General features: G+C 52.1%; 22 protein-coding genes and 1 pseudogene. 7 read left to right on the top strand and 16 right to left on the bottom strand.

Annotation, left to right across the window (positions count from 1 at the left end; translation table 11 throughout):
• Positions 1-59 precede the first annotated feature (59 nt).
• On the bottom strand, positions 60-596 hold the full coding sequence (locus GPJ68_RS10730) for a YniB family protein (protein ID WP_019076635.1): 537 nt from the start codon (positions 594-596) through the stop codon (positions 60-62).
• A 168-nt stretch (positions 597-764) separates the two neighbouring features.
• Here GPJ68_RS10730 and hxpB point away from each other — a divergent pair, with 168 nt between their 5' ends.
• From hxpB to tcyP, 4 genes and pseudogenes are all read left to right on the top strand, one after another.
• Complete coding sequence (hxpB, locus tag GPJ68_RS10725; RefSeq protein WP_016156335.1) at positions 765-1,433, top strand: hexitol phosphatase HxpB; 669 nt, start codon at positions 765-767, stop codon at positions 1,431-1,433.
• Between the two features lie 30 nt (positions 1,434-1,463).
• Positions 1,464-1,586: pseudogene (locus tag GPJ68_RS10720) on the top strand (SDR family oxidoreductase); the annotation flags it as partial.
• An 83-nt stretch (positions 1,587-1,669) separates the two neighbouring features.
• Complete coding sequence (locus GPJ68_RS10715; RefSeq protein ID WP_104652153.1) at positions 1,670-2,269, top strand: metal-dependent hydrolase; 600 nt, start codon at positions 1,670-1,672, stop codon at positions 2,267-2,269.
• 135 nt (positions 2,270-2,404) lie between these two features.
• Positions 2,405-3,796, top strand: coding sequence for a cystine/sulfocysteine:cation symporter (gene tcyP / locus GPJ68_RS10710; RefSeq protein WP_019078417.1), 1,392 nt, complete (start codon positions 2,405-2,407; stop codon positions 3,794-3,796).
• A 64-nt stretch (positions 3,797-3,860) separates the two neighbouring features.
• Here the strand turns inward: tcyP and cedA are convergent, their stop codons facing one another.
• Positions 3,861-4,106, bottom strand: coding sequence for a cell division activator CedA (gene cedA / locus GPJ68_RS10705; RefSeq protein ID WP_369707928.1), 246 nt, complete (start codon positions 4,104-4,106; stop codon positions 3,861-3,863).
• Between the two features lie 209 nt (positions 4,107-4,315).
• Here cedA and katE point away from each other — a divergent pair, with 209 nt between their 5' ends.
• Entirely contained in the window at positions 4,316-6,574 is a 2,259-nt protein-coding gene (gene katE / locus GPJ68_RS10700) for a catalase HPII (protein ID WP_180837337.1), read from the top strand.
• Between the two features lie 36 nt (positions 6,575-6,610).
• Here katE and chbG read toward each other — a convergent pair whose 3' ends face one another.
• The 7 genes from chbG to osmE form a co-directional block, all read right to left on the bottom strand.
• Positions 6,611-7,369: a chitin disaccharide deacetylase gene (chbG, locus tag GPJ68_RS10695; RefSeq protein ID WP_103928133.1), complete on the bottom strand. Its 759-nt coding sequence runs from the start codon at positions 7,367-7,369 to the stop codon at positions 6,611-6,613.
• Positions 7,370-7,381: 12 nt separating this feature from the next.
• Positions 7,382-8,737 carry a 6-phospho-beta-glucosidase gene (locus GPJ68_RS10690; protein WP_016152854.1) on the bottom strand — a complete coding sequence of 452 codons (1,356 nt, stop codon included), beginning with the start codon at positions 8,735-8,737 and terminating at the stop codon, positions 7,382-7,384.
• A 124-nt stretch (positions 8,738-8,861) separates the two neighbouring features.
• Positions 8,862-9,704: a transcriptional regulator ChbR gene (gene chbR, locus GPJ68_RS10685; protein ID WP_085951046.1), complete on the bottom strand. Its 843-nt coding sequence runs from the start codon at positions 9,702-9,704 to the stop codon at positions 8,862-8,864.
• 10 nt (positions 9,705-9,714) lie between these two features.
• Positions 9,715-10,062 (bottom strand): PTS N,N'-diacetylchitobiose transporter subunit IIA, encoded by a 348-nt coding sequence (chbA, locus tag GPJ68_RS10680; protein ID WP_003030618.1) that lies wholly within the window; start codon positions 10,060-10,062, stop codon positions 9,715-9,717.
• Positions 10,063-10,117: 55 nt separating this feature from the next.
• Entirely contained in the window at positions 10,118-11,476 is a 1,359-nt protein-coding gene (gene chbC / locus GPJ68_RS10675; protein ID WP_003030619.1) for a PTS N,N'-diacetylchitobiose transporter subunit IIC, read from the bottom strand.
• An 87-nt stretch (positions 11,477-11,563) separates the two neighbouring features.
• Positions 11,564-11,884 (bottom strand): PTS N,N'-diacetylchitobiose transporter subunit IIB, encoded by a 321-nt coding sequence (chbB, locus tag GPJ68_RS10670; RefSeq protein WP_003832547.1) that lies wholly within the window; start codon positions 11,882-11,884, stop codon positions 11,564-11,566.
• A 297-nt stretch (positions 11,885-12,181) separates the two neighbouring features.
• Positions 12,182-12,523, bottom strand: a complete 342-nt coding sequence (gene osmE, locus GPJ68_RS10665) for an osmotically-inducible lipoprotein OsmE (RefSeq protein ID WP_003030621.1) — start codon at positions 12,521-12,523, stop codon at positions 12,182-12,184.
• A 210-nt stretch (positions 12,524-12,733) separates the two neighbouring features.
• On the opposite strand from osmE, the gene nadE reads away from it, so the two are divergent.
• Positions 12,734-13,564 carry an ammonia-dependent NAD(+) synthetase gene (gene nadE / locus GPJ68_RS10660; RefSeq protein WP_104652150.1) on the top strand — a complete coding sequence of 277 codons (831 nt, stop codon included), beginning with the start codon at positions 12,734-12,736 and terminating at the stop codon, positions 13,562-13,564.
• A 133-nt stretch (positions 13,565-13,697) separates the two neighbouring features.
• Entirely contained in the window at positions 13,698-14,585 is an 888-nt protein-coding gene (gene cho, locus GPJ68_RS10655; protein ID WP_196093927.1) for an excinuclease Cho, read from the top strand.
• Here the strand turns inward: cho and ves are convergent.
• The 7 genes from ves to GPJ68_RS10620 form a co-directional block, all read right to left on the bottom strand.
• Positions 14,545-15,120 carry an environmental stress-induced protein Ves gene (ves, locus tag GPJ68_RS10650; RefSeq protein ID WP_046275875.1) on the bottom strand — a complete coding sequence of 192 codons (576 nt, stop codon included), beginning with the start codon at positions 15,118-15,120 and terminating at the stop codon, positions 14,545-14,547. The genes cho and ves overlap by 41 nt on opposite strands.
• 351 nt (positions 15,121-15,471) lie before the next feature.
• Positions 15,472-15,957 carry an ATP-independent periplasmic protein-refolding chaperone Spy gene (spy, locus tag GPJ68_RS10645; RefSeq protein ID WP_016156328.1) on the bottom strand — a complete coding sequence of 162 codons (486 nt, stop codon included), beginning with the start codon at positions 15,955-15,957 and terminating at the stop codon, positions 15,472-15,474.
• 349 nt (positions 15,958-16,306) lie between these two features.
• A complete protein-coding gene (gene astE, locus GPJ68_RS10640) occupies positions 16,307-17,272 on the bottom strand; it encodes a succinylglutamate desuccinylase (protein ID WP_049040430.1) in 966 nt (321 codons plus the stop codon).
• A complete protein-coding gene (gene astB / locus GPJ68_RS10635) occupies positions 17,265-18,608 on the bottom strand; it encodes an N-succinylarginine dihydrolase (RefSeq protein WP_104652148.1) in 1,344 nt (447 codons plus the stop codon). The genes astE and astB overlap by 8 nt, the downstream gene beginning before the upstream one ends.
• Positions 18,605-20,083 (bottom strand): succinylglutamate-semialdehyde dehydrogenase, encoded by a 1,479-nt coding sequence (astD, locus tag GPJ68_RS10630; RefSeq protein ID WP_103283886.1) that lies wholly within the window; start codon positions 20,081-20,083, stop codon positions 18,605-18,607. Before astD ends, astB begins: the two co-directional genes overlap by 4 nt.
• The gene (gene astA / locus GPJ68_RS10625) at positions 20,080-21,114 is read right to left on the bottom strand and encodes an arginine N-succinyltransferase (protein ID WP_016152846.1); all 1,035 of its coding nucleotides are present in this window, start codon (positions 21,112-21,114) and stop codon (positions 20,080-20,082) included. Before astA ends, astD begins: the two co-directional genes overlap by 4 nt.
• A complete protein-coding gene (locus GPJ68_RS10620; protein WP_049271262.1) occupies positions 21,111-22,331 on the bottom strand; it encodes an aspartate aminotransferase family protein in 1,221 nt (406 codons plus the stop codon). The genes astA and GPJ68_RS10620 overlap by 4 nt, the downstream gene beginning before the upstream one ends.
• Between the last annotated feature and the right edge of the window lie 323 nt (positions 22,332-22,654).

Genomic DNA, 22,654 nt, shown 5'->3' with positions numbered 1-22,654 from the left:
TCGCACGTTGCTTATCTGGCCTGGCGTTTCACAACGCGTCAGGCCTGATAGTGCAGCAGTTACAAAAAACCCAGTAATGAAAAGAAGAAGTAGCCAATCACGATAACGATCACCGGCAAAATATAGAGCGGGAAAATTTGTAAAAAGATCGTATGGTGCGGTACCACAATACGCGACTCAAGTTGCTCGCGTGATAACCCTTCACTGCCCTTTGCCTGTTCCAGAATCAACTGATCCTCAACGCCCTCGCGTAAATAACGCGCCTGACGGCTCATTCTGGCGCCTGAATCCTGCAACGCCAGACCGATAAAAATCAGAATGAAAATCAGCCAAAAAACGAGATTCAGTCCACTTTGAAAATCGGGCGTCGGCGAGTTATACCAAAACACGTTAAGAAAAGGTGTGTTCACACGCATCATGTCGATCATCACGTGTGCAAAATCGAGCATGACCGCGTTAATCCCTTCCTGCTTTTCGCTGTGCGCATACATAAACTTCAGTACTGAAACCAGGGTTGAAATCAGCGCGGGAATGAAAATCACCCATCCCACCAGCCTTTTCAAGATGGCAATGCGTCCAGCTTGTTGATACGTCATGAGTTCCCCTTGATTAAGACGTGTCATTTTGGCCTAAGTTTACCCGTTGATTATCGTTTTCGCCTGATCTTTAAAGGCGGTATACTGCTGAATTAGCCATAATGAACGCTCAGAGCCCGTCCAGGCTGGCTCTTAATCCCTTTTATCACCCGTAAAGGAGAGGTTGTGATGTCAACCCCGCGTCAAATTCTTGCTGCAATTTTCGATATGGATGGATTACTGGTCGATTCTGAACCGCTTTGGGATCAGGCCGAACTGGATGTGATAGCAAGTTTAGGCGTTGATATCTCCCGCCGCCATGAACTTCCCGATACACTTGGCTTACGCATCGACATGGTGGTTGATTTGTGGTTTGCGCAGCAACCGTGGAACGGTCCCTCACGTCAGGAAGTAACCGAGCGCATCATTACCCGCGCAATTGCGTTAGTTGAAGAAACAAAACCACTGCTGCCGGGCGTGCGTGAGGCCGTGGCATTGTGTAAATCTCAGGGGTTGAAAGTAGGACTGGCATCCGCCTCGCCGCTGCATATGCTGGAAAAAGTGCTAACCATGTTTGATCTGCGCAGCAGCTTCGACGCACTGGCTTCTGCGGAAAAACTGCCCTACAGCAAACCGCACCCGCAGGTTTATCTCGATTGCGCGGCGAAACTGGGCATTGACCCTATAAACTGCGTAGCACTGGAAGACTCGGTGAACGGCATGATTGCTTCGAAAGCCGCCCGTATGCGTTCCATCGTAGTACCTGCGCATGAAAATCAGGACGATCCTCGCTTCGTTCTGGCCGACGTCAAACTGGCCTCGCTCACCGAACTCACTGCCGCTCACCTGCGCGGCTAATCCTGCGACGGGCAATGATCGCATTGCCCGCCTGCCGGACGCTGGGGCACGCCTGATGATCTGAAAGGCCCGGTCGTGTTCCTCGCAAGTGCTGCCTCGGAATATATACATGGCTATACGCAGGCCGTGGATGGCGGTTGGCTGGCGCGGTAAAGGCGCACTTGTGACAAAGGGTTACAACGTCACCTCTTCCGCCTACTGTATAAAACCCCTATACTGTATGAATCGACAGTTTATTGGGTTTTATCATGACGGCGGAAGGTCACCTTCTTTTTTCTATTGCCTGTGCGGTATTTGCCAAGAATGCCGAGCTAACGCCCGTTCTTGCGCAGGGTGACTGGTGGCATATTGTTCCTTCAGCCATTTTAACGTGCCTGCTGCCGGATATCGATCATCCCAAATCCCTGCTGGGACAGCGTCTGAAGTGGATATCAAAGCCCATTGCCCGGGCATTTGGTCATCGCGGGTTTACGCATAGCCTGCTGGCGGTTTTTGCCCTGCTGACCACGTTTTACCTGAAAGTCCCTGATACCTGGATAATTCCAGCGGATGCCTTACAAGGTATGGTTCTCGGTTATCTCAGCCACATTCTGGCCGACATGTTGACCCCGGCGGGCGTCCCCCTGCTTTGGCCCTGCCGCTGGCGTTTTCGTCTGCCTATCCTCGTGCCGCAAAAAGGCAACCAACTGGAGCGGTTTCTGTGCATGGCGCTGTTCGCGTGGGCAATCTGGATGCCGCAGACCGTACAAGAGAACAGTGCGGTGCGCTGGTCATCACAGATGATAAATACGCTGCAAATGCAGTTTAATCGTTTTATAACGCACCAGGTTGACTAATAAATCAGCCATAAAGTTATTTTTGGCATAAACAATTCCATTTGAATATAAGAGGCAAGTCACAGTTCTGCTAATCTTGCGCCAACAGAATCACCGTCACACGGTGATACGCATAATAAGATCAGGAGAACGGGGATGAACTATCCATTAATCGCGAACATTATCGTGTTCGTAGTGCTGCTGTTCGTGCTGGCGCAAGCCCGTCACAAGCAGTGGAGTCTGGCAAAAAAAGTACTGGTCGGTCTGGTCATGGGTGTGGTGTTTGGCCTCGCCCTGCACACCATTTATGGTTCCGACAGCCAGGTTCTTAAAGATTCAGTACAGTGGTTCAACATTGTCGGCAACGGTTACGTCCAACTGCTGCAGATGATTGTCATGCCGCTGGTGTTTGCGTCTATTCTCAGCGCCGTTGCGCGTCTGCACAACGCCTCTCAGTTAGGTAAAATCAGCTTCCTGACCATCGGTACACTGCTGTTTACTACGCTGATTGCCGCGCTGGTAGGGGTTCTGGTGACCAACCTGTTCGGCCTGACCGCAGAAGGTCTGGTGCAAGGTGGGGCCGAAACCGCTCGTCTGAACGCGATTGAAACCAACTATGTTGGCAAAGTAGCTGACCTCAGCGTTCCACAGCTGGTGTTGTCGTTTATCCCGAAAAACCCGTTTGCCGATCTGACCGGAGCTAACCCGACGTCGATTATCAGCGTGGTTATCTTCGCGGCATTCCTCGGTGTTGCCGCACTGAAGCTGCTGAAAGATGATGCGCCGAAAGGCGAGCGCGTGCTGGTCGCTATCGATACCCTGCAAAGCTGGGTGATGAAGCTGGTTCGTTTGGTGATGCAGTTGACACCATACGGTGTTCTGGCGCTGATGACCAAAGTAGTTGCTGGCTCCAACCTGCAGGACATCATCAAGCTGGGTAGCTTCGTCGTGGCCTCTTATCTCGGTCTGGGCATTATGTTCGTGGTACACGGGATCCTGTTGGGTGTTAACGGCGTTAGCCCGCTGAAATACTTCCGCAAGGTGTGGCCAGTGCTGACTTTCGCCTTCACCAGCCGTTCCAGCGCAGCCTCAATTCCGCTGAACGTTGAAGCGCAAACCCGTCGTCTGGGCGTGCCTGAATCCATCGCCTCTTTTGCCGCCTCCTTTGGCGCCACCATTGGCCAGAACGGTTGTGCAGGGCTGTACCCGGCAATGCTGGCAGTAATGGTCGCCCCGACCGTCGGGATCAACCCGCTGGACCCGATGTGGATTGCCACGCTGGTCGGTATCGTCACCGTCAGTTCCGCAGGGGTTGCGGGTGTGGGTGGCGGTGCAACGTTTGCCGCGCTGATCGTCCTGCCAGCTATGGGTCTGCCGGTCACGCTGGTTGCGCTGCTGATTTCCGTTGAGCCGCTGATCGATATGGGCCGTACCGCGCTGAACGTGAGCGGTTCTATGACAGCCGGTACGCTGACCAGCCAATGGCTGAAACAGACCGATAAAACAATTCTGGACAGCGACGATAACGCCGAACTGGCGCATCGCTAAATCTGTTAGATCTGAAAAACAAAAAACCGCCGGAGTGTCATGCTCCGGCGGTTTTTTATATCCATTAATCGCTCAGTTCATTTTCCTGGCGAACCTGATTAGCCCAGCGTTGCGCTGATTCCGGGACCGTAAATGCAGGCGAACGCTGAAACGCCTCCCCTATTAAGACAAAAGCGACATATTTTCCGCGCAGTATCCATACGTCACGAAACGCATCCATTTTAACTGCATGCTCTGGTGGGGCTGGCTCCACGCGAGGAACATAGCTAATTACCGGACGATTTTGTTGGCGAAGAGGTTTCATAATCAGTTGCTTCACTAAAGACTAATTCTAAAAATCAGAAAACGGCTATCTTAGCCGATTTTGCCTCCTGACGTCCTGCCTTGCGTGCGCTGTTTGCCTGGTTCATCGCGCTTTACGCCCTCGGTCAGTTCCTGCACCACTGAGCAAGTGGTCTATAGTTAAAGCTTTTGACGGCAACAACGACCTTTAAGCGATGAAAACAGGAGACGAGTTTAATGTCACAGAATGATAAGCACCCACTCCATCACTCAGCGCCGGTTCATGATGCCAGCGAATCCCAGCCAGGACTTGACTCACTGGAGCCAGCAGACGGTTCACATCGGCCAACACCTGAACCCACGCCACCTGGCATGCAGCCCACTACGTCCGGCAGCTTAAAAGCGCCTGACACCAAAAGTGACAAACTCAACGCGCTGGAAAGTTTTCGCAAAGGCAGCGAAGATTTTGCTCTGACAACCAATCAGGGAGTGCGCATCGCGGACGATCAAAACTCTCTGCGCACAGGAAACCGTGCGCCAACTCTGCTGGAAGACTTTATCCTGCGGGAAAAAATCACCCATTTTGATCACGAACGCATCCCGGAGCGGATCGTACATGCTCGAGGTTCGGCCGCTCATGGTTACTTTCAGCCCTATGCCAGTCTCAGCGCGACGACGAAAGCGGACTTTCTGAGTGATGAAAATAAAATCACCCCGGTTTTTGTCCGTTTCTCTACGGTTCAGGGCGGCGCAGGCTCAGCGGATACGGTCAGAGATATTCGAGGATTTGCGACCAAATTTTATACTGAGGAGGGCATTTTCGATCTGGTGGGAAACAACACGCCAGTCTTCTTCATTCAGGATGCCCATAAATTCCCGGATTTCGTTCATGCGGTAAAACCGGAGCCGCATTGGGCTATCCCACAGGGTCAAAGCGCCCACGATACCTTTTGGGATTATGTCTCGTTACAGCCAGAAACGTTGCACAACGTTATATGGGCGATGTCCGACCGGGGTATTCCACGCAGCTATCGCACGATGGAAGGCTTTGGCATTCACACGTTCCGGTTGATAAATGCGCAAGGGAAAGCCACCTTTGTCCGTTTTCACTGGAAACCGCTGGCGGGCAAAGCTTCGCTGGTATGGGATGAAGCGCAAAAACTTACCGGTCGTGATCCCGACTTTCATCGCCGCGATCTGTGGGAAGCTATTGAAGCAGGCGATTATCCAGAATACGAACTGGGGCTGCAGCTCATTCCTGAAGAAGACGAATTCAAGTTCGATTTTGACCTGCTCGACCCGACCAAGCTGATCCCGGAAGAGCTGGTTCCGGTGCAACGCGTTGGTAAAATGGTGCTGAACCGTAATCCGGATAATTTCTTCGCCGAAAATGAACAAGTCGCTTTTCATCCCGGACACATCGTCCCTGGTATCGATTTTACCAACGATCCCTTGCTGCAAGGCCGCTTGTTTTCTTATACCGATACCCAAATCAGCCGCCTGGGCGGGCCCAACTTCCATGAAATCCCGATTAATCGCCCGACCTGCCCGTACCATAATTTCCAGCGTGACGGCATGCATCGTATGGACATCGATACCAACCCTGCCAACTATGAACCAAATTCCATCAATGATAACTGGCCGCGTGAAACGCCGCCGGGGCCAAAACGCGGTGGATTTGAGTCGTATCAGGAACGGATTGAAGGAAACAAAATCCGCGAACGTAGCCCCTCTTTTGGCGAATACTATGCGCACCCTCGCCTGTTCTGGCTAAGTCAGACGCCAATTGAACAGCAGCATATTATCGGCGGATTCAGCTTCGAACTCAGCAAAGTTACGCGCCCTTATATTCGGGAAAGAGTGGTCGAACAGTTAGCCCATATTGATACAGCCCTCGCCGAGGCGGTTGCCGATAATCTCGGTTTTGAGCTAACCGAGGAACAGGCCAAAATCGCCCCACCGGCTAACGTCAATGGTTTGAAAAGTGCGCCGTCACTCAGTTTATATGCGGGTGCGCAAGGTGAGATTAAGGGCCGCGTGGTCGCCATTCTACTTAATGACCAGGTGAAATCGGGCGACCTGCTTGCCATTATGCAAGCCTTACAGGCCAAAGGCGTTCACGCCAAACTGCTCTATTCCCGAATGGGTAATGTGGTTGCCGATGATGGTTCCGTCCTGACAATCGCCGGTACCTTTGCGGGTTCACCATCGCTGACCGTCGATGCGGTTATCGTTCCGTGTGGCAATATCGCAGATATCGCTAGTAACGGTGATGCCCGATATTACTTACTCGAAGCGTATAAGCACTTAAAACCTATCGCACTGGCTGGCGATGCGCGTCAGTTTAAAGCAACGTTGGATATCAAAACTGAAGGAGAAGAAGGCATGGTGGAGGCAGACAGTGCAGACGCACAGTTTATGGATACCCTGCTGACGCTAATGACTGCGCACCGCGTCTGGTCACGCGCCGGAAAAATCGACACGATCCCTGCCTAAAAAAATGCGGCGCATTATGCGCCGCAAACTCAGGAGTTAGACGTTCAGAAAACTGCCAAGACGATAACCGCGCTCCGCAATAGCATATTTCAGTGACGGAGACGTCAGTACGTCAAGCTCAGTTAAGCGGGGGTAACAGTAGGCACTTTGACGAATAATGTCATCGATAAAGGCCGGATGACACATCACTTCCAGCGAGGACTCTCCCCGGTCTGCTGACGCGTCAAGCGTTTGCAAAAACAGGGCTTCAGAAATCGCTTCGCCATAAAACTCGCTGCTGAATCCCTGGGAAGTCCGTAACGTCTGCGGAAAGTCAGACGCCTGGAATACCGCCTGACGATCGATCCGTAACGCAATCCCCCGTTGGGCAGCAAACCCGGCCACGATAAGGAAAATCTGCGGGAACATATGCACATGGTGATGGCTATCCAGATGCGTTGGCTCTCGCCCGAACAGGTCAATAAAACGCTGATACTGCGCGGCCAGTTCCTGAGAAATTTCATCCAACGGCAAGGTGTCTTCTTCAGCCATCTGCCAGATCCATTTTCCCAGTAACCCGTCACGAGTAAGGCCTGGCATTGCCGTCAACGGCCTGCCCAGCGTCAGAACAAAATGCATCCCAACGGCAAGTTCAGGTATATCGCGACTCAGCTGTACCGCATGGTCAATGGCTGCGCCATTAACCAGTGCGGTTGTCGAGGTAACCACGCCATTGCGACAGGCTTCAACAATGCCGTAGTTTTGTCCTTTACTCAGGCCAAAATCATCCGCATTTACAATCAGTACGCGTTCCATAGCCGACCTCAGTTAGTGTTGTTCGCTTTTGAGTTTCTCGATACACCCGGCGAAGTTTGGCAGCCATTTTTCATGCGCCAGAATCAGCTCACGCGCCAGAATCTCGGCATCGCTGTCAGAATGCACCAGCGGGCTCAGGTTCAACGCCAGCAGCACATCATTCAGCTCGCCGCTCAGTGCCGCATTGCTCGCCGCGACTTCAAAGCCTTTAATGGTATAGATAAGGCCGAGCACTTTCTCATCAAAATGGGTAATACGTGGGTGCGGCGTGGCGCCGTTGCGTCCCAGTGTACAGGTCATCTCAACCGCCCAGTCCGCCGGGATATTGTCAACATGCCCATGGTGCGGAACGTTGACATAGTGCTCGGTCTGTTTGTCGTTGTAGATGGCGTTGATCACTTCACAGGCCGCATCGGAGTAATAGGCTCCACCGCGCTGTTCCAGCTCTTTCGGTTTCACGTTCAAATCCGGATTTTTGTACAGATCAAACAGTTGTTTCTCCACTTTCTGTACCACCTGAGCGCGAGCGCCGCCCTTATAGTATTCACCCATTTCAATCGCCAGCATCTCTTTTGGCTTGAAGTAGTAAAGCAAATATGAGCACGGCAGCAGCTTCAGCGAGCGAATCAACCCTTCACTGAACGGCAGATCGAAGATGTTCTTCACGGTGGAGGCTTTCAGTTGACCTGAAGCCACGCCATCCAACAGTTCATCAAAGCGTGATTTACCATTCACCAGTACGTCTTTAATAAAGACCATATGGTTCAGACCGAACAGATCGATGGATAAGTCATCGCTCTCTTTCAGCGCCAGCACATCGCTAATGAACATTTTCATGCCGACAGGAATATTACATACACCGATGAATTTCTTAAAATTCGTATGGCGATAGACCGCTTCCGTCACCATCCCGGCCGGGTTAGTAAAGTTAATCACCCACGCATTCGGGCACAGTTCTTCCACATCTTTGACAATATCAAAGATAACCGGAATAGTACGCAGACCTTTGAACAGCCCACCAGCGCCGTTGGTTTCCTGCCCCAGATACCCGTGGCTCAGCGGAATGCGTTCATCCTTTTCGCGGGCTTTCAGTTGCCCTACGCGCAGCTGGGTGGTAACGAAATCAGCATCTTTCAACGCTTCACGGCGGTCCAGCGTTTTAAACAACTTCATCGGCACGCCAGCTTTATCGATCATGCGCTGGCAAAGGTCAAAAATAATGTCCAGCTTCTCTTTTCCATCGTCGACATCAACCAGCCACAATTCAGAAACCGGTAATTCATGATAGCGCTTAATAAAGCCTTCAAGTAACTCAGGGGTGTAGCTGCTCCCGCCACCGATAGTGACGACTTTTAATTTCTGGCTCATACTTTCTCCCTTCAGTGTCAAAACACTGACGTGTATTATGCTCAACCCGTTTGTCAGATATAGCGTGGCTGTCCCGACGCTATTTTGGGCAAGCTATAAAAAATGGGTTATTGGCTAATAATATCTACTGATTAAATTCAGTTAATTTCTTACGATAGCTATTAGGTGTAAATGACGTCAGCTTTTTAAACGTTTTAATAAACAGACTTGGACTACTGTAGCCAGATTCGTAAGCAATATCCGTTACAGAATAGTTAGTCATTTCCAGCTGTTTTTTAGCAAAGTTAATGCGGATTTCATTAATGATCTGCATCGGCGTTTTGCTGTAATAACGCTGGGTTGCGCGGGTCAGATACTCCTGGGATTTCGCGGACAGGTGTACCATGTTTTCCAGCGCATTCTCGCTAAACTGCCGTTTGTCATGCATGGTCTCCACGGTGGTTTTAAGCCACTGCGGAATATCATCCAGCACCTGCTCTTCGCGATGATGGCGCAACCGGTTAATAATATAGAAGGTGACCACTTCTACAAATTCATCCAGTCCGCTCTCGCGAAAGTTTAGTGATGCAATAACCGTTTCAATGTAAGTGAGAAACGAATTATTCGCCCGATAGACCTGCGATGCAACGAAACAAAATGGCAGCAGCGGGTGGTAGTGCTGTTCAAAAAAGCGTTTACTGATACCGACGTTCAGGATCCTTGTCGCCCCAAAATCATAAAAACTCTGGTGGTGCGATCCCAATGGAATAAAAACAAAGTCCCCGCGTTCGAGCAATACGCGTTTACCGTTGATTTCCTGATAATAGCGCCCGGTTAAAACCAGGGTAAATTCGTAGTAGTCATGCTGATGCAGCCCGCTGATGCTCTCAGTTTTGTTATAGATGAACACATGGAAATTTTTGCCATTAAACAGCTGCTGTTCATAGACGGTTTTGATTTCCGGTGCGTTAATCTGTAGCTGCATTATGCACTCCTCGCTATTTCAGCTTTTCGTGAAGCTCAATCAGTTCAGTCACCAGCTCACGCGCCAGCATTGATGTCATCAGGTGGTCCTGAGCATGAACCAGCACCAGGCTAACTTTCATTTTACCTTCGCCCTGATCGCCTTCAATCAGTTTCGTTTGCACGAGGTGCGCTTCGTTCAGCGCCAGACGGGACTGGTCCATCATAGCCTTAGCTGACTCGAAATCGCCTTGCTTGGCCATTTTGAGCGCGCCGTACGCCAGGCTACGCGCCTGACCAGAGTTGATGATGAGACCCATCACCACTTCTTCGAGTTCTTCTGCTTCTGACTGCGTGTCGACGATGTTCTCGATATCCAACATACTTTTTTCCTCTGGTTCAGTCCGGCATGACCGTGAAGCCATGCCGGATTAAATTTTAGAATTTCAATGCGTTAGCGATATCTTCTTCGCTTTCTTCTTGATCAATAACGTTCTGCGCTTTGTTGGCTACCACCACGAACGGCAGATAAACCAGCGTGGCGATACCAAGGTTGAACAGCGCAACCAGCAGAGCTGCGACGCTACCGTTGGTGTTAAAGAACGCGCCCAAACCGGTTGGCATGGTCCACGGTGCGATGTTGGTAATCGGTGGAATAATGCCGGAGTAATAAGCTGCCAGCGTAATCGCCGCCAGAATCGGTTGCACCAGAATGAACGGGATAAACATCACCGGGTTCATGATGATCGGCAGACCGAACAGGATAGGTTCGTTAATCTGGAACAGGCCTGACGGCAGTGCCAGTTTAGCAACCTGACGATAATCCGGACGACGCGATGCCAGGAAGATAGCGATAATCAGACCCAGCGTAGCCCCGCTACCCCCGAGGAAAATATAGGAGTCGAGCATCGGTTTCGCCCAGACGTGGAAGGTCTTTCCAGCTTCCAGCGCGGCGTCTACGGAACCAAACTGTTGGTAAATGGAGATGTTTTCCAGCGCCCATGGCGTCATGATACCGCTGTCCAGCGCGGTCAGCGCCAGTGAACCGTGAATACCGAAGAACCACAGCAGCGGAACAAAAATCACGTAGGCCCAACCCACCACGCTGCCCAGCGATGCCAGCGGAGTTGAAATGGAATCCATGATGATCTGGTGGAAGTTCGTACCCCAGGTGTTCAATGCCCAGGCGATGATCCCCATAATGGAGAGGATAAGGAAGCCAGGAATCAGCGCAGAGAAAGAGCGCGACACGGATGTCGGTACGCTATCAGGTAATTTAATTACCCAATTGCGACGGACCACAAAGGTGAACATTTCCGCGACCGCGAGGCCGATAATAATACCGGAAATAATATTGGCACCGCCGAGCCAGTTCGCGCCAACGGCATAGGCTTCACCCACGCTATATGGCGTTACGGTCATAAACGCGGCGACGGATAACAGCCCGGCAGCCAGAGAGTCGACTTTGCGTTCTTCTGCCAGCGCCATACCGATAAAGAACGGCGCCATCAATGACATGATACCCAGCGTACCGTTATAGACGTTTCCACCAATGCCTTTCAAACTATTCAGCGTTTCAATAGTTGAAGCATCAAGTCGAATGCCCATTGAATAAAAAAACGACCCCTCCCCAAAGCTCAGGAAAACGTTATTGATTAATACAAACATGGCCCCTGCGAGGGTTAACGGCATTAAACGAATAAAACCGTTTTTGATTGCATTAACGTGTGGCTGCTTTCCAATTTTTACAGCAAAAGGAAGGAGTACCTTTTCAAGTGAAGCAATAGCGTTACTCATAGAAAAATACCCTTAAATACCGCAATTAATAATTGCGGTGAATGTTAATGAAATAACTCTTTGACGGGAAAAATTAAAATAAAATAATTAATTTGCTGCGGCTTTTTTAATTGCTGCAACCGCAGCCTTAAGCACGCCTAAACCATCGACTTTGCCATACAGCAGCGAGTCAATCACTTCCACAGGCTTGTTGGGTAACAAACGCTGAATTTCGGGCAACATATAAGCAATTTGTGGACCTAATAATACAACATCGGCCACTGGACCTTTTTCTCCGGCCAGCGTTTCAGGAAACGCTTCAATAATAACCGGTACTTCGTATTTTTCGGCCTGAGCACGCATCTTCGAAACCAACAATGAAGTCGACATGCCCGCAGAACAAAACAGATAAATGTGTTTCTTTTCCATTAAAACGATCCTCATGTGCGATTATCTGTCACCAGACACTCCGCAAGCCCTAACCTGCATCCATGCTCTGGGTAACTTGCGTCAGCTAAATTACTTTTTTAGGTGGCTGAAATGAGTATACGGGATTGCACCAGCGGATGGTATTTCCTTGACCAACTAAATTGTCTCTCCTTGACCTGGCGTTATGACCACCCTCACACTTCAGGTAAATAATTCGCGTCAATAATTAAGATCGTGTGACATAAAAAAACCGGCGCAGTGGCCGGTTTTCCCGAGTGCTCAGGCAATAAACAGTTGTTACTTCTTCGCTGCCTGCGGGTCGGTGTCGTACTCTGCGCAGGTCTGGTAGCCAGAGTTAATCACGTGTCCGGTGTCATCTAAAGCAACAAAATAGGTCTCAGCTTTACCATCTCGTTGACCCAGGATGTAGGTCTGACACGTCCCACGCGCATGGATCATACTGACTTCGGAAGACGGTTTACCGGCAATCTGCGCTACCTGCGCCCGGCTCATCCCTTTCTTCACATCTTTCACCACGGGCTGAACAAATTGGTCTTTCGTACGATCGTAGGCCGTACACCCTGCCAGCATAGTCAAAACAGCCGCTGCGCTCAGAATTCCTGTTAGATTCTTGTTCATATTCCGTCCTCTTGTATTTCAGCGTGTTATATAAGCCTGGAGCACAACAACGCATTTTTCAAGCAATCAGAGGATACTTAGGTGGTTTCGGAAAATTCTATTAAAACAAAATGATGCTATATCAGGCTCGCATCCCTTGTCGTTTGGGCCTCAACGCGTTAGCTTTAACACATCATTTTTTTGATCATTTTATTTTTCGGAGGGGGTTAAATGACTCTGCAGCAAGAGATAATCCAGGCGCTTGGCGCAAAACCGCACATCGATGCAGAAGAAGAAATTCGCCGCAGCGTGGATTTCCTGAAATCGTATCTGCAGACCTACCCCTTTCTGAAATCGCTGGTGTTGGGAATTAGCGGCGGACAGGACTCAACGCTCGCGGGAAAACTGTGCCAGATGGCGATCACCGAGCTGCGAAAAGAAACGGGTAATGACGCACTGCAGTTTATTGCCGTACGCCTACCGTATGGCGTTCAGGCCGATGAGCAGGACTGCCAGGATGCCATCGCCTTTATTCAACCGGACCGCGTACTGACCGTCAATATTAAGGGCGCGGTGCTGGCCAGCGAGCAGGCCCTGCGTGAAGCGGGTATTGAACTGAGCGATTTTGTGCGTGGCAATGAAAAAGCCCGTGAACGTATGAAGGCACAATACAGTATCGCCGGCATGACCAGCGGCGTTGTCGTGGGTACCGATCATGCTGCAGAAGCCATCACCGGATTTTTCACTAAGTACGGCGATGGCGGTACCGACATTAACCCACTATTTCGTCTGAACAAGCGCCAGGGCAAACAACTGCTCGCCGCGCTGGGGTGCCCGGAGCACTTATATAAGAAAGCACCAACTGCCGACCTCGAGGACGATCGCCCTTCTCTGCCGGATGAAGCCGCACTCGGCGTCACTTACGACAATATCGACGACTATCTGGAAGGAAAAACGCTGGATCCCGACGTCGCGAAAAAAATTGAAGGCTGGTACGTGAAAACTGAGCATAAACGTCGCACACCGATCACCGTGTTTGATAATTTCTGGAAAAAAGCGTAATCCTTTTCCCTTCAAAATGCCGGGTAGCGCCAGGATTGGCACTATCTGGCATTAGCCTGCTGAATCTCATGCCGCTTTTTTAATCGCCCTCAAACTGCTATACTGGATGAATAACCAGCATCTGGAGTCAACAGTGGTACAGCGTCAATCAGCCCCTCGTCTGACATTTGAGGCAGCGGCAATCTATGAATATCCCGAGCACCTGCGCCCGTTTTTGAGTGCGCTTCCCACCGCGCCAGGCGTCTATCTGTTTCACAGTGATAGCGACACCATGCCGCTTTATATTGGTAAAAGTGTCAATATTCGCAGCCGTGTGCTGGCGCATCTGCGTACCGCAGACGAAGCGAGTATGCTGCGTCAGGCCAGGCGCATTAGCTGGATTTGTACGGCCGGAGAAATTGGCGCCCTGCTGCTGGAAGCGCGGCTTATCAAAGAACAGCAGCCCCTGTTTAACAAACGGCTGCGACGCAATCGCCAGCTGTGTGCCTTGCAGCTTACCGACCGAACGGTTCAGGTGGTTTACGCACGAGATATTGATTTCTCCCACGCCCCCAATCTGTTTGGCCTGTTTGCCAACCGCCGCGCAGCGCTACAGACGCTGCAAAGCCTCGCCGATGAACAACAGCTATGCTACGGCCTGTTGGGGCTGGAACCCCTGAGCCACGGGCGCGCCTGTTTTCGCTCCGCGCTTAAACGCTGCGCCGGAGCCTGCTGTGGGAAAGAAAGCCCTGAAGCGCATCATGTGCGTCTGGTAGAAGCCCTGGAAAGAGTGCGCGTAATCTGCTGGCCGTGGAGCAATGCCATTGCGCTGCAGGAAACCCGCGCTGAAATGACGCAGTACCATATCATCAATAACTGGCTGTGGCTGGGAGCCGTTTCAACGCTGGATGAGGCAGCTACACTCGCGCGAATGCCGGCCGGCTTTGATCAAGATGGCTACAAAATTCTCTGCCGGCCTATTCTGTCTGGTCAATATGACATTATTGAACTGAGTCCGGAGAATGCCCCGGCATCCAGTTAATCTCGCTGAACAGCAGTTTCCCCTCGCGCTCCAGCAGTCGTAACGTGTGTTTACCGTCGTGCCAGCTTGCACCCTGATCGACGGTCAACAACTTATCACCCAGTTGCCAGGCTCCACTGATAACAAACACCACGCCGCCGCGCGAACCAAAGGTCGTAAAGGTGCGATCGGCAACTCTGACTTTTGCCTGGCAGACATCCCGTCGGGTCATGATATTAAAATCCATCGACATCTGCCCTTCCGTCAGCTTCGCTTTTACCACCTTGTCACCGGCAAAGGTAAAAGGCTGATGCTGTTTCAGGGTATGCGTGAAGGTGTTCGACTCTTCCAGCGTCACTTCTCCGCCTTCCAGCAGAGTAATCACGCGTTCTACGCCGGGAAAAAGAGAAAACTCTCCATTCGCTGCGATGGAGGCGATACTCGCCCGCCAGTGAAAATCTCGTGTTGCTGGCGGAAAACAGCAAATCTCACGCGTTTCTCCCGCACCATTTCGCCACAGATTGACCGGCATTTTGCGGATATCAAAGTATTCCATCATCCCTCCAGAAAGGCGCAGCACGGCAGCCCACCGTAAACAGGCAGCCATAATTCATCATTGTTATGTTCACCCTGCAGATTATTGTTATCGGCAGCAGAGTTGATTTGCCTTAGCGATGAACCCGGTGTTTTGCAAAAAAGAACAACGCGCCCTCCAGGTGGAATTTTCGCGGGCTTCAGGAGAATAACGTGTCACAAGCGCGGTGCAAGAGGCAGCAAAGAAAAAACCGCCGATCCTGCCCACCTCGTTAAACGTGTTGTGGACAAGAGCGGCGGTCTTGAGTTTGGTTTCACACTGTGCGGCAATCAGCACACACAGCGTGAATGATATAGTGTAGACGCTGAACGATTACTCAGCAGCTTGCGGCATTTTACCCTTCTGCGCGGCACGTTCTGTCAGACGCTTCTCAAAATTGGCATTAAACTGCTTTTTCTGTTCCGGGGTCAGAATGTTGTAAATCTTGTTCTGAGTTTCCATGTGCGCCAGCATGTTGGCTTTGCGCTGTTCTTCCATCTTCGCAATCTGCGCTTCCGCTTTCGCTTTATCAAAGCTATCGCTGGCGATGATGTCGTGCATTGCGCGGCGCTCTTCCAGCGGCGGTCGTTTCATCTGATCACGCTGACCTTTCATGATCTCGCGAATCTGCTGTTTCTGCGCATCGGTCAGGCTCAGGTCTTTAAACATCATGTCATGATGCGGGGCAAACTTACCGTTGTGGTGCATCATTGGTTTGGCATCAGCTGGCGCAGATGTTGTCGTGTCAGCGGCGTGGGCCAGGTTAGCAGCGCCCAGCGCCAGGGTAGAGGCAACAAACAGAGCAGTCAGTTTACGCATAATTTCTATCCTTTCTTTCAGTTATTTTTACGACACTCATGCGACTCTTATGCAATGTGATGTCGTGTTGACGAGATTAACTTTACCGGCTTAAGCGTCAATTAATCAGAGCAACGGTAAAACAATGAAAGTGTAAAAAACAAACTTTCATCAATTATGGAGAAAAAAAGAATAAATTGCGCAGAGTTGCAATAAAAAATTACAACAGGATGATTTTGAAGGGATTATGAAGAACTATACCTTATCCCTGATTATTAAGAAAGCAATTCACCAGGAATAATCCGTAATAAATAAAAACAGCACGTAAAAATAAGCCCTTAGGGATAAACCAAAAGGGCATATATATTTGTCACAATTTTTCGAGCATCAATCCGGCACGTAAACCACAGGCCACGTTTGGATTTGGAAAGAGAACGTATTCAACATCATGGGTGACGGTAAAACGTTCATCACCGTCCTGCGCCAGCAAGGTGCCCTCTGTAAAAGGGGTAAAGTTGAGCGTCTGGTTATCCATGTGAAGAATGAAATCGTCGCTACGCCGCGTGATTTGCGACACCACGCGGTAACGCAGCGGAGATGTTTCTCCCGGTGACATTCGCTCGCCCTTTAGCAGCTTCGCCAGCGCATCTGCCGTCTGCGCAAACTGAGTCAGATCGTTTTGTCCAAACGGCAGCGCTTTACCCAGTTCCAGCGTGCAGGCCAGCGCGCCAAAATGTTCAGCGCTAAAATGGGTGAACGTGCCGCCAGGTGTCTGATGGAAAACCAGCGCCTCCAGCCCTGCCTCTCCCAGCCATCCCAAAAAATCTTCGTCCCAGGCAACGTTGCGTTGTGGCAACACGCCAAAGCGCAGATGCTGCGAACCGCGAATCGCGGTGTGCAGATCCAGATGCCAGCGTACTGGCTCTTTCGCCCGCGAATAAAAATCCTCCAGACACAGCTCAAGCTGATGGGCTCGGTGCGTTTCTTCACTCGCGGCAAAAATCTGCCAACGGCCGCCAAACATACGGTTCAGGTCGCTATGACAATAACGTTGTCCCGCCGCCAGCGCCTGCGGGTTCCCCAGAATCACCAGCAGCCGCCATGTCAGCGTTAGTTCACCGCTAAACAGCCTGGAGAGAATTGAATCAAGTATCTCTACCGGGGCCGTTTCATTACCGTGGATCCCCGCAGACAGCACCAGCGAATATTCCGCCGGAGTGTCCGGCGTCAGCTCCAGAATCCCATGACCAATCCACTGCCAGGAAAAGCCGCGAGCTGTGCCCTCGGTTGTCTCGGGGGTTATCCCTGCCAGCGTCTGGGCCAGAAAATTATCCATGGCTGGTCCTCTCCTGCTGGAAGGGATACACAGAGCCGAGATTGAGCAATTGCGTCAACGTATCCAGCGCTTCACGCCCCTCACGCAACAGCTGCGGGTCGGCAAGGTCGGCGGCGGTAAGACGATCGCGATAGTAACGGTCGACCCAATTATTCAGCGTGTTAAACAGCGTATCGTTCATGATAACCGCCGGATTTACGGCCTGCAGCTCCTGTGGCGTAAGCACCACTCTCAGGCGCAGACATGCCGGACCGCCGCCATTGGACATACTTTCACGCAGATCGAATACCTGCAGGTCATCGATCGGATTGTCTTCCTCGAGCAGATGGTTCAAATACCGCCACACGCCCGCATGCTCCCGACACTCCTGCGGCAGGACCAGCATCATCGAACCGTCATCACGGCTCAGTAACTGGCTGTTAAACAGATAGGTAGTCACCGCATCCTGCACCGACACTTCCGCAGCCGGGACTTCCAGCGGGGTAAAACCTGCCACCTGACTGCGTAACTGCTCGAACAACGCCTGCTGTCTGACAAACGCCAGCTGATGACAAAACAGTACCTGGCGATTCGACACCGCAATCACATCGTTATGAAACACGCCAAGATCGATAACGTCCGGGTTTTGCTGGGCAAAAATGCGCTGATGCGGGTTAACCTGATTCAGTCGGGCGACCGCCTCGCTGGCCTCACGGGATTGCCTCGCCGGATAGCGCTTCGGATGGGACGCATTCCCTTCTTCACGACCGTAAACAAACAGCTGTACGCCAGGGTCGCCGTAATCCCCGCCGAGGCGGTTATGGTTTGCCGCACCTTCATCACCGAATAGTGCAACCTGGGGTAACGCACCGTGGACCGTAAAACTATTCTCATCACGGAAAATCGCCCGTAGCAACGCTTCGGTGGTCGGCGCTTCCAGCGAACGGTGAAACTTATTATTCAGATTCGCCACCGTCAGATGCACTTTCCCGTCCAGCGCATCGGCTGAAGGGCAGACCGTTGCCGCATTCGCCACCCACATAGACGATGCGGAGCTGGCGCTGGAGAGCCAGTGAGGCGCCTGACGCGCCACGTTCTCCAGTATCTGTTCGTCGCGGCCGGTAAAGCCCAACTGACGCAGCACCGGAATATACGGTCGCTCATGAGGCGGGATCACCGCCTGGGGAAATCCCGCATCCGCCAGCGCTTTCATCTTTAGCAGACCCTGCTTCGCCGCCAGACGCGGGTTCGATACCTGAAAACGATGTTTGGTTGAGGCCTCATTACCAAATGACAGCCCCGCATAGTGGTGGGTCAGCCCCACCAGACCATCAAAATTTACCTCACGGGCTTTCATAGCTTATCCTCGCGAGAAAAATCCAGGCCGGGGCTAAGCGTCGTTGGCAGCGTTAAGGCCGGTGATTCCAGACTTGCCATCGGCCAGGCGCAATAATCTGCGGCATACCACGCGCTGGCGCGATGGTTCCCGGAAGCGCCAACGCCGCCAAACGGCGCTGTACTCGCCGCGCCGGTTAACGGCTTATTCCAGTTGACGATCCCGGCCCGCGCCTCGAGCAGCAGTTGATCAAACTGGTTGCGATCGGGGGAAACCAACCCACACGACAATCCAAAGCGGGTGTTGTTCGCCATACGAATTGCGTCATCAAAGCTGTCATAACGCCAGACGCCAAGCAGCGGTCCAAAGACCTCTTCATCGGGTACGTTCGCCGCCCCGGTCAGTTCTATGATCCCTGGGGTGAGCAGTGACGTTCCGGCTTGCACCAGACGTGGCGCTAACAGCGTCCGGCCCCCTAACGACTCCAGACGCTGCCAGGCATCATAGACATGCCGCGCGGCCTGTTCGGAAATCAGCCCGCCAATAAATGGCTGCGGTTCTGCGTCCCAGTTGCCGGGCATTAAACTCTGGCTGACGTCCACCAGGCGCGTCAGGAACGCATCCCCCTGCGCGCCTTTTTTAACTAACAGGCGACGGGCGCAGGTACAACGCTGTCCGGCGGTGACAAACGCGGATTGAATAGTCAGATGCACTGCGGCATCAATATCTTCCGGGTTCTCAATAATCAGCGGGTTGTTGCCCCCCATCTCCAGAGCGAGGATTTTTTCCGGCTGGCCGGATAGCTGTCGATGCAGTTGATAACCCGTATTGGCACTGCCGGTAAACAGCAGGCCATCGAGATCGTCCTGCCCGCTCAGCGCCTGCCCCGTATCGCGACCGCCCTGCACCAGGTTCAGCACACCCGGCGGCAATCCCGCCTGCTCCCACAGCTTTGTCACGGCTTCACCGGTCCACGGCGTCAGCTCGCTGGGTTTGAAAATCAATGTGTTGCCTGCCAGCAGTGCCGGAACAATATGACCATTGGGTAAATGGCCGGGGAAGTTATACGGGCCAAAAACCGCCAGCACGCCGTGCGGGCGATGGCGCAACGTCGCTGCGCCATCCGGTAATTCGCTGTGATGCTCTCCGGTACGCGCATGCCAGGCTTTCACGGAGATGGCAATTTTATTGATCATCGCCGTCAGTTCCGTAGCGGCTTCCCAACGGGGTTTGCCGGTTTCCCGGGCGATAATCTGTGTGAGTTCGGCTTTATTGCTTTCCAGCAATGAGGCAAATTTTTCAACAATGGCCTGGCGTGCGCCAAAGGGCTGTTTAGCCCAACTGGCAAAGGCTGCGCGCGCGGCCCGGCACGCCTGCGCCACCTGGGCTGCATCGGCATCATTGCCCTGCCACAGTACATCACCGCTTACGGGATTGGTTTTCACCCGACGCTCGCCCAGCCCCGTCACCCAGTCGCCGTTTATCCATAATGTCATGCTGTTTTCTCCTCTGCACAAAGACGCACAAAACGTACATGGTCGCCCGCGTGACATTTCAGGGCGTCAAGTTGCGCCGCCGTCAGTACCAGACGCTGAGTATCCGGGTCGGCACGAACCAACATGACGCGGAAGTTTTGATAATTTTCATTGGCAACCAGACAAGCAGGATAGTCGCCCGGCGCAGGCTGCCCTTCAGCCACCTCCACCAGCCTGCTCTTACGGATAGCCCGTACCCGGTCAATATCGCACTCCAGGGTCGGTCCGCCGTCGAAAATATCGACGTAGTTGCGGTAGCGAAATCCTTCTTTCTCCAGCACCGCCCGCGCAGGAGCCGTTTGCGGATGCACCTGACCAATCACGCTTTGCGCTTCGTCAGACAGGAAATGGGTATAAATCGGATGCTTAGGCATCAGTTCAGCAATAAAGGCTTTTTGCCCGGTTCCGCAGAGAAAATCCGCCCGGCTGAACTCCATTGAGAAAAAACGTTTGCCGAGGCTTTGCCAAAACGGAGAGTAACCGTGTTCATCGATCACGCCGCGCATCTCGGCCACGACCTTCTCATTGAACCGGTCACGAAAGGCCGCCATAAACATAAAGCGCGACTTCGACAACAAATAGCCGTTGCCTTCTTTACGCCAGTCCGGATCGAGAAACAGAGAACAAAGTTCGCTACTGCCCGTGTGATCGTTACTCAGAAACAGCGTCGGCAGCGCGTTATACACGTTCAGCTCTTTCGAGGCGTGCACCAGTGTACCGACCCGGTAGTTGTACCAGGGATCGTTAAGCCCCACCGCCACCTCAATGGCGCAAATCCCTGCCACGGTTCCGCTGGCGCTGTCTTCAAGCACAAACACATATCCCTGCTCACTTTTGGGCAACTCACCGCGCCAGGTTTGTAGCGAACGTTCGATACGCGCCATCAGCGTAGCTTCATTCGCCGGTAGCGAGGTCAACCCGCCGCCGGTCTTACTGGCAAGCTGCATCAGCGCGGTGATATCAGCGCGTTCAATGGGACGAATCACCATCATGATGAACCTCCTGCTTTAATGCGTTCGCAGGCCAGCGCAAAGCGATCCAGTCCGGTGGCGATTTCTTCTTCGCTGACGTTTAACGCTGGCGCAAACCGCACCACATTAGCGCCAGCAATCAGCACCATCACTCCGGCAACCGCCGCTTCTTGCGAGATGAGTTTTGCTTTCCCGGCAAATTCCGCGTTCAGCACACAGCCAATCAGCAGTCCGAGTCCACGAATTTCACTAAACAGTCCAAAACGTTCGTTAATAGCGTTAATACGCTCCACAAACCAGTCGTGACGCTGTTTCACTCCGTTAAGCACTTCCGGCGTGTTAACAATTTCCAGCAGTTTTCCCGCCACCGCAGTGGCCAGCGGGTTTCCGCCATAGGTCGTACCGTGCGTACCGACCGTCATCACACTGGCGCAACTCTCTGTCGCCAGCAGTGCGCCGATGGGGAAACCACCGCCCAGCGCTTTTGCTGTCGTCAGCAGGTCCGGCGTAACGCCGTAGTGCATGTAGGCATACAGTTCGCCGGTACGGCCAACCCCGGTCTGAACTTCATCAAAAATCAACAGCGCATTATGGCGATCGCATAATTCACGCAGCCCCTGCAAAAAGGCGTTTGTTGCCGGCACTACGCCGCCTTCCCCCTGGACCGGCTCCACAATAACCGCACAGGTGTTGTCATCAATCAGTTGGCTGGCAGAGTCGAGATCGTTATACACCGCATGGCGGATATCCGGCGGCAGCGGCGCGAAGTCCTGTGAATAGGCGGGCTGTCCTCCGGCGCTGACGGTAAACAGCGTGCGACCATGGAAAGCATTTTTAAACGCCACAATGCCGCTCTTCTGGCTACCAAAACGATCGTGGGCATATTTACGTGCCAGTTTTAATGCCGCTTCGTTAGCTTCTGCGCCAGAGTTACAGAAGAAAATGCGCTCGGCAAAAGTGGCATCAATCAGCTTTTTCGCCAGGCGCAGCACCGGCTCGTTGGTGTAGCCATTTCCCGTATGCCAGAATTTGCTCGCCTGGTCGTTTAATGCCTCGCGCAATGCCGGATGTGCATGACCCAGCGCGTTAACCGCAATGCCTCCCGCGAAATCGATATACTCTTTACCCTGCTGATCCCACAGACGTGAACCTTCGCCACGCACCGGAATAAAAGGGGCCGGAGCGTATACGGGCATCATCCATTCATCAAAATTTTCACGCGTAATTGACAGAGACATAGCGACCTCAATGGTAAATAAAAGGTTATTTATATGTTAATAAATATAGTGTTTGCGGTGTAAATGTAGATTGCAGGCTTCGTGCCAGCCAGCGAAAAAAGTGCATAAACGGAGGGCGGTGACGGAATATCAACGAGTTACAACCTGACGATATTCACTGTATGTGCATATAAAGTGAATATGTTTGCGTACCAGATGACTAAACAGAGGAAAAAACGCAATTTTATTCAGTCGCCAAATATAATTCTGGAAATGTGATCGTATACGAAATTTATCGGAAATTATTGCTCTATTCCGACGCGCTACGCGCCAAAACGGTGCAG

The sequence above is a fragment of the Citrobacter sp. 172116965 genome, from assembly GCF_013458095.1.
Classification (GTDB): Bacteria; Pseudomonadota; Gammaproteobacteria; order Enterobacterales; family Enterobacteriaceae; genus Citrobacter; species Citrobacter braakii.
This window is presented reverse-complemented; position numbering and strand designations above follow the sequence as displayed.

Coding starts and splice junctions, on each gene's coding strand:
- GPJ68_RS10730 (WP_019076635.1), bottom strand. CDS start 596: ATGACGTATCAACAAGCTGGACGCATTGCCATCTTGAAAAGGCTGGTG.
- hxpB (WP_016156335.1), top strand. CDS start 765: ATGTCAACCCCGCGTCAAATTCTTGCTGCAATTTTCGATATGGATGGA.
- tcyP (WP_019078417.1), top strand. CDS start 2,405: ATGAACTATCCATTAATCGCGAACATTATCGTGTTCGTAGTGCTGCTG.
- katE (WP_180837337.1), top strand. CDS start 4,316: ATGTCACAGAATGATAAGCACCCACTCCATCACTCAGCGCCGGTTCAT.
- chbG (WP_103928133.1), bottom strand. CDS start 7,369: ATGGAACGCGTACTGATTGTAAATGCGGATGATTTTGGCCTGAGTAAA.
- GPJ68_RS10690 (WP_016152854.1), bottom strand. CDS start 8,737: ATGAGCCAGAAATTAAAAGTCGTCACTATCGGTGGCGGGAGCAGCTAC.
- chbA (WP_003030618.1), bottom strand. CDS start 10,062: ATGTTGGATATCGAGAACATCGTCGACACGCAGTCAGAAGCAGAAGAA.
- chbC (WP_003030619.1), bottom strand. CDS start 11,476: ATGAGTAACGCTATTGCTTCACTTGAAAAGGTACTCCTTCCTTTTGCT.
- chbB (WP_003832547.1), bottom strand. CDS start 11,884: ATGGAAAAGAAACACATTTATCTGTTTTGTTCTGCGGGCATGTCGACT.
- osmE (WP_003030621.1), bottom strand. CDS start 12,523: ATGAACAAGAATCTAACAGGAATTCTGAGCGCAGCGGCTGTTTTGACT.
- nadE (WP_104652150.1), top strand. CDS start 12,734: ATGACTCTGCAGCAAGAGATAATCCAGGCGCTTGGCGCAAAACCGCAC.
- ves (WP_046275875.1), bottom strand. CDS start 15,120: ATGGAATACTTTGATATCCGCAAAATGCCGGTCAATCTGTGGCGAAAT.
- spy (WP_016156328.1), bottom strand. CDS start 15,957: ATGCGTAAACTGACTGCTCTGTTTGTTGCCTCTACCCTGGCGCTGGGC.
- astE (WP_049040430.1), bottom strand. CDS start 17,272: ATGGATAATTTTCTGGCCCAGACGCTGGCAGGGATAACCCCCGAGACA.
- astB (WP_104652148.1), bottom strand. CDS start 18,608: ATGAAAGCCCGTGAGGTAAATTTTGATGGTCTGGTGGGGCTGACCCAC.
- astD (WP_103283886.1), bottom strand. CDS start 20,083: ATGACATTATGGATAAACGGCGACTGGGTGACGGGGCTGGGCGAGCGT.
- astA (WP_016152846.1), bottom strand. CDS start 21,114: ATGATGGTGATTCGTCCCATTGAACGCGCTGATATCACCGCGCTGATG.
- GPJ68_RS10620 (WP_049271262.1), bottom strand. CDS start 22,331: ATGTCTCTGTCAATTACGCGTGAAAATTTTGATGAATGGATGATGCCC.